Genomic DNA, 14,296 nt, shown 5'->3' on the forward strand with positions numbered 1-14,296 from the left:
GTGTTACTTACATAATCGATGACATTATGTGTCCTTTATAAATGAATTCAAACTGTCACGGCAATCAATATATTGCTCTTGAGTCTTTCTAGTTGATTATGAAAAATAACATCGAGAAAAGCTAAAAAGACTATAGAAAAAGGGGAGCCTGAAAATGATTCAGCATGATATCAATTACTATAAAAATTTCGACTCTATCGCTAAAGAGGTATTAGCATTATTAGCTCATACGATAGAGGTCAATACATTCTTCCTTTCTATTCGTACCCCCTTACAAAGTTTTATGATCAAATCTTTTAACCGAAATGCAGAGTTAATATTTGAAGGAGACACCCTTCCTTATAATATGGTTTTTTGCAAATTAGTTGTTGAAAATAATTTGGAACCGCTTGTTATCCCCAACCTAAAGCAACATCCATTGACAAGTGATCATCCTATAACGAAGGATATTGGAAACGGATGTTTTATGGGCTATCCCCTTACAAATGGGGATAATATCTTCGGAACACTTTGTGCTTTTGACATTAAACCTTTTAATTTCAAAGAGTATGATGTGATACTCATTAAGTCTTTGGCAACTTTAATCAGTCAATCAATCGTTCTTGAAAATGGGATTATCAGGGACTCATTGACAGGTCTCTATAATCGGAACTTCATTTATAATTATTTCAATTATAATAAGGATAAAATGCACAATGAAATGGCTATACTTTATATTGATTTGGATCATTTTAAATATTTCAATGATTCTTTTGGTCATGATGTCGGAGACTCTGTTATTAAAAGGACGGCTGAATGTCTATTGCAATTTGTACCCGAGGATAGTTATGTGGCACGAATCGGCGGGGATGAATTTATCGTTTTGTTACCTGCATCTCAGTGTGAGGATCTCTTAATAAGCACCCAACAAAAGGCTGAATTCATTTTAAAACAATTATCCACCATGCCCATTCACATTAATGGAAATGTTTATTTTGTCTCAGCAAGCATCGGGATAAGTTTTTATCCTGACAATGGAACCGAAATGGAGTCACTTTTGAAAAAAGCGGATTGGACAATGTATAAGGCTAAAGAGTCTGGACGAAAAAAAATCCAATACTATCAAGAATGATTTTGCACTTCTAAATAAATAAAAAAACCAGTGTTTATTACACACTGGTCTTCCATTATCGTAAAAAGATCCAACGTTTTGCTTTCAGCCTTTGCAGGAGCTTCAGCAAGTTCGCATTTTCTTTATGTATCCGTTTCTCAGATGGTGAAGCGGAGGGGGTAGGGATGTTCACTCTCTCGGGTTTTTTGTTCATATACTGAAAGACCCTTCCTATTCTTTAGTTTTGAATAGTATATGCATATTTCCTCTAAATATCATAAGGGCAGAGGAATTTTCCTCTGCCCTTATTCTTATAGTACGTCTCTTAATCGACTGAATCGTTCAGCTTTTTCTTTTTGATTCAGGATAATGCGTTCATTCTGTTTCATCACCTTTTTAGTATGAGGACTTAAGCCAACATCGGGAATCTTGACCTGCGGTTTGATTACGGCAACTGAAATCTCGCTGCCTGCCTTATCATAAATGCTCATTCATCCTTCACCACCTTGCTTTTGTTTTATGACCATATCAAACATCATGATCAATAATGCTATTAATAAACAATCCACTTCTGAAACGAAGCTTTCTGATTTAACGTTTAGGATATAGGGTTCCATTAAAATACTTACAGGCTGCAATGCCATTTTTTCTTCATCGTTATAATACGTATCTTCTCTTTCCAATGTAGCACGGATGATACTGCCATTCAAGTTCGGATGCCCATTTAGCACCAATTGCTTGTCCTGTTCCGATTTAAAAGGGAGAATCTTCACGTTCATCCCCTCTTTAGCGGCATAGGCCTGAAGCAGAATACTCAAGTAAGCTAGGTATTCCTTATTCGTTTGATAATACTCCGGAATTCCCTCTTTTTTCAAAAGGTGAAACATATTTTTTACCTTTTCGCGGTTGTCCGTTAAAAGTTTGTCACTTTCCGCAACAGCCCTTGTGGCATAGGAAAGTTCATTATCGCCGATTTTGGATATATACATACTCAAAAACACAAACATATCCACCAGAACAAACACAATCGCCATAATCAAAAAGTTCTTCCACTCAATGAATATACTTTTCGGATAGAAACTCCAATAAATCAATGCTCCCAAAATAAAAATGACATACCAGGTTTTCCTAATCGCTTCAATCTTCCTACTTACCTTATCTTTAAATTTCCAGGAAAGAACAACATATGCTAATAAAGCTATAAATACAATCCACACAAAGACTCTGAAAAACATTAACACATCGTTTTATCACCCTGCCCCTCATACAGCTGTTACCTTTCTCATCTCTCTCTCTATATATTATTCAGTATATATACATCTTTTCCCTGCATAGGGAGTGTGAAACTTATGTGCCGGTGGAGAGTTTTTCCCTATATAAATAAGACACTAACATATCTCGGTACGATTGACGGTGTGTTAGTCCTGTAATGACAAGTAAAGTAATAACCTCACCATTGTGAGGAAGGAATCCATCCCTCCGGCAGCCATTGAAACTACTAGAAACTACTCGATGTTACTTCAAACGGATACTGGTCTGTATTTTGGATGTACTTATCTGCCATTAACGCATAGAGAAATTCCCATTCCTCCTGATGCAGAACCTGTGATTCCAGCAAGGATAGTAGTAGTTACCTAACCATTTATTAGAGGACGTGTGAAAATACTTGAAATACCATCACGAACGGCTTTTAACTCAGGTAGCGATGTGATTTACTGCACCGAATACTTACATTTAATCTGATCTTAAATTCCGTCTTACCATTTCAATTATTTTCAGAAAATTCATATTTTTATGGTGAAGAACATAGCAAGATAGTATTCATACTGAATTGTTTGTCTCTTTCAATCACGCCGATTACGATATAGCCACTAGCCTTCCATACTGCTTCTCCCAACCTTTCAGTTGTTTTACTTGGAACAGGAACTGAATTTTCCCAATAACAAAGCCAGTTTTTTTCCTTCAGGAGAGCAATTCCCTACTGTTACTCCAAGGCTGAATCCTCTCGGGTAGCTGGGATCAGGAAAAACGACAATGTTAGCCCCTTTTTTCCTGATTCTGGGGTTAATGAAACAGCCTTTCCTGTACTTGCTTCTCGATTCATAATAACAGAAACAGCTTGGACGACAGCTACTTACAAATACGCTTACTATTTATTTTTTTACAGGGTGTCTTTCTAAGATCTTTTTAAAGCACTGTCCTAGGCATCCTCGATAAAATGGACCGATTCTATTTGGAATCATTGATGAATAATGTAATCACTTTCAAAATCTAATTTAAACTAGAGTTGGTTGGATCCATGGAATATAAATGCATTCACTAATTTACCTACATCCGACTCCCAAGATCGAGCAACGCCCCCGCTACCTTGAATGATGCCGCCCTTGCATTTTGCCAAAAAGCTACTAGGGTGTATTCCTTAAATTAATAATAGATTATTGATATTATTCCATACTTTAGTGTTACCTTCTTGTTACCAGTCTCCAGAACTTCTTTCCCTTACTAGCTGGATGATCGTAATCAGTTGGCTGCTCTTTTAGCTTTTAAGTGATTGAATCTAAAATGAAACCTTTCCGTTTAATGTCCCGTAGTTCCTTACAAATCAATTCTTCTCTATGTCACCCTGTTATTTTTTATATGCCTCCCTCCCATGATTCCATATCCGATCACATTAGCAACATAAATTCATCATAGCTTGATTAAAGATAGTTATATAGTTTCAAAGTTTTCTCATTTTCTAATACATCTCAATCCTATTATTATTTTCAAAAAAACTTGGCACCTCGATTCGAATTGTAATCATGTGTTTTAGAATTAGAACGCACCTAAACGGCCCTTGACCTGGCATTATTCTTGCATGTATTACCAATGAAAAAATTAAAGGAGTGATTTTCTTGTTTAATTTTAACCCTTCTGAAGAACAACAAATCATGATTGAAAAAGCAACTGCATTTATGAACGAGTTCGTTTACCCAAATGAAAAATATATGGTTCCACATCGCGGCCTGCCGGATGATATTTTAAAACCATTACAGGAACGAGTGAAAGAGCTTGGATTATGGGCCGGTCATTTACCAAAAGAAGTTAATGGAATGGGGATGGGCTTCGTTTCCCTCGGTTTACTGTCTGAAGTAATTGGTAGAAGTCCAATTGGTCCATACATTTTCGGCTCTATGGCACCTGATGCTGGAAATGGGGAAATTCTATGGAAGGCAGCCACCCCGAAGCAGAAAGAGAAGTACTTGGTGCCTCTTGCCAACGGTGATATCCGCTCCTGCTTTGCGATGACAGAACCAGAAGTTTCCGGATCGGACCCTACGACACTTCAGGCCCGAGCTGAACTGGAGGGCGATGAATGGGTCATTAATGCCCATAAATGGTTTACAACAGGCGCTATAGGTGCATCGTTTTCCATTGTAATGGCGATGACAGATCCGGAAGCTCCACGTCATCAAAGATTCAGCTTGTTTCTCGTCGATTCTGATAATCCTGGTTTTGAAATCGTTCGTGAAGTACCTATTATCGGCGATCATTATACTGGTGGCCATTGTGAAGTGCGGTATACGAACTGCCGCATTCCTAAAGAAAACCTTCTTGGACAGCGTGGTGAAGGGTTTAGGCTTGCCCAACTAAGGCTTGGACCAGGAAGAATCACCCATGCAATGCGCTGGATTGGCGTTTCGAAACGAAGCTTCGATTTAATGCTTGACTACGCTTCTCGACGTGTGACACGTGGAAAAACACTAACCGAGTTCCAATCGATCCAAAACTTCATTGCTGATTCATCTGCTGATATTGAAGCTGCTCGTCTAATGACGCTCCATGCTGCCTGGAAATTGGACAATGGTGATCAAGCTCGTAAGGAAATCTCAAGAATCAAATATTTTGGAGCAAAAGTGCTGCATGATGTCATCGACCGAGCCATTCAAGTGCATGGCGCTCTCGGAATTACAGGGGATACGCCACTTGAAGGCTTTTACCGTGAAGCACGGACTGCCAGAATCTATGACGGTCCGGATGAAGTCCATCGCAGCGTAGTAGCCAAGCTGGAACTCAAGGAGTTCATGGGGGGGGAATCCAATGTCCAAAAACCAGTCCAAAACACAAGCCAGTCAAATTGATTGGAACGTAATCGAAAACTACATCCGCTCACATATTCCTTTTTTACCGAATGATTCACTGCAGGCTAAAGCTTTCTCTGCAGGTTACTCGAATATTACGTACCAAATCAATATCGGAAAGTGGGAGGGTGTTTTCCGTCGTCAACCATTCGGAGACCTCCCGCCAAATGCACATGACATGAAGCGAGAGTTTACGATTTTGGGCAAGCTTAATCCCGTTTTTCCTTTGGCACCAAAACCGTTTTTATATTGTGATGACCCAGCCATTACGGATAAGCAATTTTATATAATGGAAAAGAAGGTAGGGCTTGTCCTTGATGATTCCCTTCCCCCTGAGTTGGATGGAAATCAAGCATATGCTAAGGCAGTCTCGGAAACGGTTGTCGATACACTTACACGTTTACACAGCATTGATTATCAAGCAGCCGGGCTCAATATGATCGGCAAACCGAATGGATATCTCGAACGTCAAGTCAAAGGCTGGATTAAACGCTACGAACGGTCGAAAACAGATGAATTAGACGGGGTAGGTGAAACCGAGCAGTGGCTGCTCGGCAAGCTTCCCTCCTCGTCACTTTCCAGTATTGTGCATAATGACTTCAAATTGAATAATATGATGTTCTCCTACAATAGCCCTGAAGCCGTGGCTGTTTTTGACTGGGAAATGAGCACAATCGGTGATCCTTTAACGGATCTCGCCATCAGCTTGGCTTATTGGACCGAGCCAGGTGAAACCGAAACAGGACTCACCTCCGTTACTAGCAAGCCAGGATTCCTAACACGTAGGGAATTTGCCAACCTTTATGCATTAAAAAGTGGCAACAGTCTCAGTGATATTGACTATTATCTAACCTTTGCCTTCTATAAGATAGCCGTTGTCCTTCAGCAGCTTTATTATCGTTGGAAAAATGGGGATAGTCAGGACAGCCGGTTTGAACATTTACACATTGGAATCAAAAATTTAATGCATCAAGCAAATCGAGCAAAAAACCGTGAATTGTTATAAGTAACAATTGGAAGTGTCTACCCACACCTTGGGTTAAAAATTTAGATAAATGTTTAAAAGTACAAATTCCCACTTAACAGCGACTGGCGGATGTCAGTAAGCTGGATTAGTCTTCTACCTCAACGATTAGCATATGCCCTCGAGCCGATGGTGTCTGGTGCTAGACACCAAGACATTTCATATTATTTACATTTCCATAAAATATAAAAACAGCCCAAGACCAAGACAGAAAAACTTCACGATCATTTCTGTTCCAGATGGTTGTGGAGTTTTTCTTCTATGGGTGGTTTCATAGTATTCAGAGATCTGTTTCCGAATAAATGGATTCAAGTGATATCTTGACCAATTTCCCATGAATTCTGTTGAAGAAATTCCCTTGATCTTCATGTTCGATTCCTTCTGCGATATGACGAAAAGCAATCTAGAAAAAAAGAAAAATAATATTGCCAACAACATGGTAAAACAGTAAAGGTGAAATCTGTTGGACTTCACCTTTACTGTTCTTCTATAATAATCCGAAAAGAAAAACCATTGACTAGACTAATATTGTGTTTCTATAATCCATACTATTCCCCATCTAAATAATCAATGGCAAGTGCAATAAAATAACGGATAGATTCTATGAACTTATCAATTTCTACATATTCATCCGGCTGGTGAGCAAGTCGTGGGTTTCCGGGACCAATTATAATAGTTGGAATTCGTAAATGCGGCCAATACACTGAAGCGTCAGTATAATAATTAACACCTGAGGGCCTTAGGTCTAAATTAAGGTGATTCTTCCCTGTTTGAACAGCAAGTTTTACAAAGTCATCAAATTCATTTGTGGACACGGAATCCATTCGGTTAATAACCTTTATTTGATATGTTGACTGTAACTTCTCTGAAATCTCTTTGATCATATTCTCAATATCATGTAAAATGCTGTCATTATCCTGTCCAGGGACAGTTCGTATATCTAGAGTCAAATTACACTGATCAGGCACAACATTTGTTTTTACTCCACCTTCAATTGTTCCAATATTAATCGTTGGGTAGCCTAATAGTGGATGTGGAGAATATTCAAATCCATAGGTATGGAGACGATTCATTAATTCGTTCATCGCTGTAATGGCATTTATCCCTTGGTCAGGCATTGATCCATGGGCCGTTTTTCCGTAGGTGATAATTTCCAGCCACAGACATCCTTTATGAGATGTATACAGTTCGTTTTCACTAGGTTCCGATACAACTAACGCAGTAGCTTTATCTATTTGTCCCTTTTCTACGACTTTTTTTGCACCGTATCCATCAACCTCTTCTCCTGCAGTGCCGACAAACTGCAACTTCCCATTTAATTGAACACCAGCCCGTTCGATACATTCTAAAGCGAGGACCATTGCGCCTACACCGCTTTTCATATCGGTTGCCCCTCGACCAAATACTTTATTATCTATTAATTTTCCGGAAAACGGGTCGTGTTCCCATTCTACTTTACCCGTAGGGACCGTATCAAAATGCCCACTATACACTAAATATCTATCATCTGATTTCACATTCGGGTATGTTACAAATAGATTTGCACGATCGTTACCGAGATCATCCAATTCGACTTGAAGGTTTGATGATTTTAAATAAGATTGAATAACCTCAGCAACCCTTTTTTCATTTCCTTGTGGATTCACGCTGTTCACTTGAATAAGTGATTGTAGAAATCGAACAGATCTTGATTCATCAATAAGTTCAAAAATAGAATGTAAATCAGTCATCCAATCCCACCTTTTTTAGAATGATGCTTCTTTAGGTTTTTTAGCTTGAAATTTTATTCACAAATACCAAAAATCAACTTGTCTCCATGTATATTGGGAGACAAGTGAATAATTGGAACTAGGTTTCTATCACTAATTTTTATTGGATATACTCAATGATTTGAACGGTCACATAACCAACTATTTAATATGCCTGCAAGTTTCCCGGTTAATGCCAAGGAAGCATGGCCGGCTTCCACAAGTTGATGGGTTTTATCTTCACTTGAAACCAAATCCATCAATGGAAGGCTTTGTCCTTGAGGTATAAGGTTATCATTTTTTGAGATAACAACTAATAGGTTTGACTTAATTTTACCCAAATCGACTTTATTACCACGAATAGTGAACTCGCCCTTAACGAGTTTATTTTCTTTCATGAGGTCATTACATATTTGTCGGAAAGCTTCTCCAGTTAAAGGTACATGGCCTTTTGTCCATTGGTTCATACGCCGCCACTTTTCCACAAAACGCTTATCATTAGCACGGGTCAAAAGTGTAACATAAGGACTGTAGTAGATTGGAGAAGTTATGGACCTAAACATTGCTTCAATATAGACAGGAGGAATTAATCCGTAAACATCAATGAAGCGGTCTATATTAAAAGCACCTTCTTTTAGTCCCTCCGCCCATTTCTCAGGCATGGCAGGCACACTATAATCAATTGGTACTGCCGCACATACCAGGTTCTTAATTGGCTCATCCGCAATTGCGGCATACATGGCTGCAAGTGTCCCTCCCAGGCAATACCCGACTACAGACACTTCATCTGCACCCGAATGCCTTAATGCTCGCCCTACACCTTTTTTAATATAGTCAACAACATAATCACCCAAAGTAATGTCTTTATCTTCGTATCCCGCAATCCCCCAGTCTAATAAATACACATCATAGCCACTGTTTACAAGGCCTCCTATTACACTGGTACCAGGTGCAAAATCTAGGATAGTAGGGCGGTTGATTAGCGAGTAAACAATAAAGACAGGAACATCATATTTTTTTTCAACGGTAGGATAATGCCATAAAGTCGCCTTATTTTTTTTCCAAATAGCATGTCTTGGAGTGTGACCTTCACTTAGTTCAGGTCCACTGATGGCATTTGAAAATTCGTTCCAACGCGTCATCTCTTTTTCAAAATCGAAAGAGGGAATTGTATTATTATTTAGAGTTTCAGTAGCCAAATTTATTCCTCCTTATTATCATTTAGATGTAACAGCTAGGTTTTGTTCTTGTTTTGCTTTTGTATCAATGTTTTTGCCCATTAGCTCTTTAAGAATCAGAATCTCCTCTTTTAAGCTATGGATTTCTGCCAATTCACTTTTCACTTCTTGGAGATTTGATTTCAACTGTTTTACCTCTTCTAACTCTTTTTTGGATATCGTTTGCTCTTTTTTTAGCTGTTTTACTAGCTTAATAATGTCACGGGAAACTTCAGTAATGCTTTCCATTTCCTTATTGGAGGAATCAACAGAATCTTGTAATTTCCATAACTGTTCTTCCAGCGAGTCCAATTTTTCTTCCGTTTGGATAGCTAATTTCGCTACGTTAGACAAATCTGCTTTAGTAGGTACGTTCCATTGATTGGCGAAAAACTCCTGGTTCTTTTTAAAAAACTCCAGATAACGTGCTTGGGTATCCGAAGTTAATCTTGAATAGCTTACAAATTCCGGATTATTTGACGATCCTTTGATGAAATCATTTGCTTGTTTTTCCCATTGGTCACTAAATTTTTTAAACATATCATATGGATCAAATGTTTTTTGATCTACCATTTTCTGAAGAACCCCCTGTATTTTGATTTGATTTAATTGATTCGTTTAATCCCTCCATATATGTATGAAAAGGAAAAAACACATTTTTCATTTGGTTATTCATTATTTTCAAGAAATCACGTTGTTTATTCTGGATAATGGAAGCAGTTTGTTTCATATTGTCCACATACAGATTGCGGTTATTTTGTCTAAATTCAACATGCTCTTTCAATACGGACATAAAGTTGTCAACATGTTCGCCATTTAGCAGATTAGCCCCTGATGTTAACTTTGTTGTATTGTTTTGAACATCATCTAATTGTTTGTTAATTTCCTCATAGGACTTTACTGGGAAAAAATATTGCAGGACAGTCGTTGCGTTGAGAAGTTCCTCTCTAGAGATTTTTTCCCAATGATGCAGCTCTTTAGAAAATTGTTCACTGAGTTCTTTACTATTTTTATGATTCCTTTTAACATTTTCTGCAAATTGGAGAGCAGATTGAAGTAGTACTTCCTCACGAAATTCTGTCCTTTCAACCCAAGCATCTAATTGTTCAAACGCTTGATTCCATAAAAGGTCTAAACTTGAACTTGAAGTGTTTTTTTCGATTTGGTGTATTTTTGCCATTATATTTTCCCTCCACGCTTTACGATCGAAGTCATTATTTATAGGACTTCGTCAAAAATTCATATATACTTCCCTTACCCACAAATAATCAAAGATAATAAAAATTACTAAGCAACCTTAAATAACCTTCTCTTGGTTTACCGTTGGAATAACTGAATCCGATACCGGCTTTTCTTTAAGTATGATTGCACAAACAACAGACAGGGCCGCTACTGAGGCAAAAAATATAAAAACGTTACCAAAGTCTTGTGAACCATCCGCCCCTACAGTCACTAAATAACCCGCGACAAGAGGAGACACAAACGCACCCAGTTGACCAATACCATTAGATAACCCAGTAGCACTTCCGACTATTTCCTTTGGATAGCGTTTAGGCAAAAAAGCATAAATTGAGCCGAAGTTTAAGTTAACAAAGAAACCGACAAGCAAGAGCAGAGTGAGCAACAGGGCAGGTTTCCCACTGTCTATCGCACCAAGCATCCACAATACAGGAATACTACCTATCCCTCCAATTAAAGCAACAGGTTTCATACGACCAAGAACTTTATCCATCAGCCATCCCCCTAATAACATAGCGAAGAAAGCAATGATATAAGGGGCAGAACCAAAGAAGCCCATTTCCTTAATATTCATCCCATGCTGCGTAACCAAAAAACTAGTTAACCAGGTAGTAGTTCCCCAATAAACGGCCAATTGACAAAAAAGAAGCAAAGTATAGACATAAAAATGAAAGTCTTTTAAGAAAAGCCCGTAGGTTTTTCTTTTCTCTTCCTTCGACATCTTTTCAATTGGAGAATCGTCTTGTCCATCAATATCCTGTTCCTTACTTATTCTCCCTTTAGCAATCATTTCTTTTGGGGTATTCGATACAAAATACCACAGTAAAAAAATTGCAACCGCACCCGGAATAGCAAGAACATAGAATACCGGTCTCCAATCCCCCCCAAAAAAGTAGAAAGAGATACTAGTGACTATAACTGGCACAATTGCGGGAGCAACTGCCCATGAAGTTGCGAAAAAAGAAGTGGCTCTTCCTTTTTCATTTTGAGGAAACCAGTTGTTTATTGCCCGAATCGCTGGGGCAAAATGATGTCCTTCTCCAAATCCTAAGCCAATACGTAATAATAAAAACTGGGTGAAGTTTTTGACAGCTCCTGTTAAGGCTGTAATGACAGTGAATACCAATATTGCAATGTACATAACCTTTTTAGGACCAATTTTATCAGCAAGATAACCAGCGCTTATTTGAGCAGCAGCATAAGCAAAGAAAAACACGGATGCAAGTTGTCCTACTTCGACTGGGGTTAAGTTTAAATCTTCCTGAATAAATGGAAGGAAGGTTAAGACTGCCATCCTATCAAAATAATTAATAATATAGACCAGCCAAAGAACGACAAGAACGACATAACGGTAGTTCCATGCTTTTTTCACAATTTTATTCAATATGATCGCTTCCTCTACATAGATTATGGTAAATCAATCCGCAATAAATAATTAGAGATGCTTTACTACTAAATAGTGTGAAATTTTAATTAAGCAGAAGATTCTTCAACTCGGCCTTTAAAACTTTGCCTGCCGAATTACGAGGAAATTCTTCTACGAATTGAATTTCTGTTGGGACCTTATAATTGGCTAAATATTCGGAAACAAAATCTTTTATTTCTTGCTTTTCAATGGTTTCATCAGCCTTGGGTATGATAAAGGTTTTTACGACTTCGCCCCAGAGAGGATCTGGAATTCCTACTACAGCGGCTTCTAATACTTTTGGATGATTATATAAAACATTTTCTACTTCAATCGAGAATATTTTTTCCCCACCACGGTTTATCATGTCTTTTTTACGGTCCATAATATATACAAAACCATCCTGGTCTATTTTTGCTAAATCTCCTGAGCGCCAGAACCCATCAATGAATGATGCTTGGTTCGCTACCTCATTGTCCCAATAGCCCTCAACCACCATTGGTCCCTTCATTAATAATTCTCCAACTTCTTCAGGTAAACATGGTTCACCCTTATCATTAACCACTTTTAATACTCCAACAGGAACCGGCAATCCAACCGAAACACTCTTGTTTTGATTATAGGATTGTGGCATTATTGTTGCTGGTGAAGTACTCTCGGTTGCGCCGTAAGCATTATGCAGATAGGCATTCGGAAAATGCCTTTTTAAATTATTAATAGTTTCGGAAGACATAGGTGCACCACCAAAGGCAATACAATTTACATTTGGATACCTATAATTTAGAAAATCTTGGTGAGACATCATCATGACATAGATGGTTGGGACGTTAAATAAAAAGGAAACATTTTCTTCAGCTGTTAAACGAATATATTCTTCCGTCCTATATCTACTCATGATAACGGATGTCCCACCTATTCTAACCATGTGCATTAACTGGCCAATCAAGCCGGTGACGTGAAAGAGAGGAACAGCGATCAATGTCCGTGTTTCTTGATTTAATTTTAGTACCTGTTCATAATTCATTGAGCTGTGAATGGCTCCTAAATGACTACCAATGGCTCCTTTTGGAAGTCCCGTTGTACCTGAAGTATACATAATGAATAACTCATCATCTTCCGAGACATTTATGTTTACAACTGAAGATTTTTGTTCTAGGACTTCAAAAGGAAGATAGTCTTTTCGCCTTGGTGTTCCATTTCCAATCAAGAAATAATTTTGAACATTTATGATTGAATCTTCATCCCTCAAGTTTTCTACTTTAGGTAAAAATTCATCATCCGTAATCAAAATTTTGGTGCCGGAATGTTCTACCATATAAGAAAGTTCTTTTTCTTTTAATCTCGTATTTAATGGCACAACTATGGCGCCAATTTTCGCACAAGCAAACACTAGTAAAGAGAACTCGATACTATTCCCCAATAAAAGGGCCACACGGTCTCCCTTCCCAACAAGCAAAGAGTTTTGTAAATTACCGGCAATATTTTCCACTTTATCGAGCATCTCTTGATATGTGAGTCGAATTCCATTCATGACCAGTGCTTCTTTTTCGGGATATTGTTCAACCGTTTCTTTCAACATAGACATGATATTTTTTGGCCGTTTTCCGAAAACCTTCATTTTACGATTAAAATGCATTTCTTCCACGATGTTCATTTTCATACCTCCTTAACTAGCTATTTATCTTGCAGTCCAGCCCCCATCGACATTCAATATTTGGCCCGTAACATACGCAGATGTATCAGAAGCCAAGAAAACCACTGGCCCTACCAAGTCTGAAATTTCTCCAATTCGTTTGATCATTGCGGAATCTATTATCTTTTGAAGCCTTTCAGGGTCAGAGAGCCAGTCACCAGTCATCGGAGTTTTTATATATCCTGGTCCAATTGCATTAACGGTAATATTATATGCAGCTAATTCTTCCGCCCATACTTTTGTCATTTGGTTAATGCCACCTTTACTTGCAGCATAAGATGTTTGGAATGGCATTCCAATCGTTCCTAAAATAGATGAGATATTGATTATTTTTCCATAGCTTTGTTTGATCATTTGTTTTGCACAAGTTTGACCAACTAGAAAGATTCCTTTTAAATTAACTTCTAAAACTGTATCCCAGTCGCTTTCTTCTATGTCAATTAATGGCTTACGAATATTGAGTCCCGCATTGTTCACTAAAATATCAAGTGAACCAAATCTATCGACAATTTGGCTAACCAAATCTTCCACTTGACACTTCTTAGTAACATCGCAAGAAATGTAGTGTGCATCAATATTTTCTTCCCTTAACTGTAAAACCGCTCGTTCTCCTTCCTCAGTTCCTCGGCTGGAAATGACAACTGTTGCATCATGATGGCCTAAAGCCTGAGCCATTCCAAATCCAATACCTTTACTACCTCCTGTTACTAGTGCAATCTTTCCTGCTAGATTAAATGTAGGCAAATTCATACTCTTTTT

The 14,296-nt window shown here is 38.1% G+C and carries 13 protein-coding genes and 2 pseudogenes; 3 read left to right on the forward strand and 12 right to left on the reverse strand.

Annotated features, from left to right (window positions below):
• Positions 1–154: 154 nt before the first annotated feature.
• A complete protein-coding gene (locus JFU24_RS03050) occupies positions 155–1,111 on the forward strand; it encodes a sensor domain-containing diguanylate cyclase (RefSeq protein WP_201249481.1) in 957 nt (318 codons plus the stop codon).
• A 290-nt stretch (positions 1,112–1,401) separates the two neighbouring features.
• Here the strand turns inward: JFU24_RS03050 and JFU24_RS03055 are convergent, their stop codons facing one another.
• The 4 genes and pseudogenes from JFU24_RS03055 to JFU24_RS31160 all read right to left on the reverse strand — a co-directional run.
• Positions 1,402–1,581, reverse strand: a complete 180-nt coding sequence (locus tag JFU24_RS03055) for a hypothetical protein (RefSeq protein ID WP_201249482.1) — start codon at positions 1,579–1,581, stop codon at positions 1,402–1,404.
• Positions 1,582–2,325 carry a type II toxin-antitoxin system SpoIISA family toxin gene (locus JFU24_RS03060; RefSeq protein ID WP_242485423.1) on the reverse strand — a complete coding sequence of 248 codons (744 nt, stop codon included), beginning with the start codon at positions 2,323–2,325 and terminating at the stop codon, positions 1,582–1,584.
• A 112-nt stretch (positions 2,326–2,437) separates the two neighbouring features.
• Positions 2,438–2,802, reverse strand: a pseudogene (locus JFU24_RS30010) (GntP family permease); the annotation flags it as partial.
• An 89-nt stretch (positions 2,803–2,891) separates the two neighbouring features.
• Positions 2,892–3,194: pseudogene (locus JFU24_RS31160) on the reverse strand (nitrilase); the annotation flags it as partial.
• A 790-nt stretch (positions 3,195–3,984) separates the two neighbouring features.
• Between JFU24_RS31160 and JFU24_RS03065 the strand changes: the two are divergent.
• Both JFU24_RS03065 and JFU24_RS03070 read left to right on the forward strand, forming a co-directional pair.
• Positions 3,985–5,211: an acyl-CoA dehydrogenase family protein gene (locus JFU24_RS03065; RefSeq protein WP_201180570.1), complete on the forward strand. Its 1,227-nt coding sequence runs from the start codon at positions 3,985–3,987 to the stop codon at positions 5,209–5,211.
• On the forward strand, positions 5,171–6,217 hold the full coding sequence (locus tag JFU24_RS03070; protein ID WP_201180572.1) for a phosphotransferase family protein: 1,047 nt from the start codon (positions 5,171–5,173) through the stop codon (positions 6,215–6,217). The genes JFU24_RS03065 and JFU24_RS03070 overlap by 41 nt, the downstream gene beginning before the upstream one ends.
• A gap of 186 nt (positions 6,218–6,403) precedes the next feature.
• Here the strand turns inward: JFU24_RS03070 and JFU24_RS03075 are convergent, their stop codons facing one another.
• The 8 genes from JFU24_RS03075 to JFU24_RS03110 all read right to left on the reverse strand — a co-directional run bounded on the left by JFU24_RS03075 (position 6,404) and on the right by JFU24_RS03110 (position 14,287).
• Positions 6,404–6,604, reverse strand: coding sequence for a hypothetical protein (locus JFU24_RS03075; protein WP_201180574.1), 201 nt, complete (start codon positions 6,602–6,604; stop codon positions 6,404–6,406).
• A 179-nt stretch (positions 6,605–6,783) separates the two neighbouring features.
• Positions 6,784–7,965, reverse strand: coding sequence for a M20 family metallopeptidase (locus tag JFU24_RS03080; protein ID WP_201249484.1), 1,182 nt, complete (start codon positions 7,963–7,965; stop codon positions 6,784–6,786).
• Between the two features lie 152 nt (positions 7,966–8,117).
• Complete coding sequence (locus tag JFU24_RS03085; RefSeq protein WP_242485261.1) at positions 8,118–9,182, reverse strand: alpha/beta fold hydrolase; 1,065 nt, start codon at positions 9,180–9,182, stop codon at positions 8,118–8,120.
• 18 nt (positions 9,183–9,200) lie between these two features.
• Positions 9,201–9,773, reverse strand: a complete 573-nt coding sequence (locus JFU24_RS03090) for a polyhydroxyalkanoate biosynthesis repressor PhaR (protein WP_053346018.1) — start codon at positions 9,771–9,773, stop codon at positions 9,201–9,203.
• Positions 9,751–10,380, reverse strand: a complete 630-nt coding sequence (locus JFU24_RS03095; RefSeq protein WP_201180578.1) for a hypothetical protein — start codon at positions 10,378–10,380, stop codon at positions 9,751–9,753. The genes JFU24_RS03090 and JFU24_RS03095 overlap by 23 nt, the downstream gene beginning before the upstream one ends.
• A 117-nt stretch (positions 10,381–10,497) precedes the next feature.
• Positions 10,498–11,823 (reverse strand): MFS transporter, encoded by a 1,326-nt coding sequence (locus JFU24_RS03100; protein WP_201249485.1) that lies wholly within the window; start codon positions 11,821–11,823, stop codon positions 10,498–10,500.
• An 85-nt stretch (positions 11,824–11,908) separates the two neighbouring features.
• A complete protein-coding gene (locus JFU24_RS03105) occupies positions 11,909–13,498 on the reverse strand; it encodes a class I adenylate-forming enzyme family protein (RefSeq protein WP_201224582.1) in 1,590 nt (529 codons plus the stop codon).
• A gap of 24 nt (positions 13,499–13,522) precedes the next feature.
• A complete protein-coding gene (locus JFU24_RS03110) occupies positions 13,523–14,287 on the reverse strand; it encodes an SDR family NAD(P)-dependent oxidoreductase (protein ID WP_201224583.1) in 765 nt (254 codons plus the stop codon).
• Positions 14,288–14,296: the final 9 nt, after the last annotated feature.

Origin of the sequence: Peribacillus sp. TH27 (genome assembly GCF_016650915.1) — a bacterium.
Lineage (GTDB): Bacteria > Bacillota > Bacilli > Bacillales > DSM-1321 > Peribacillus > Peribacillus butanolivorans.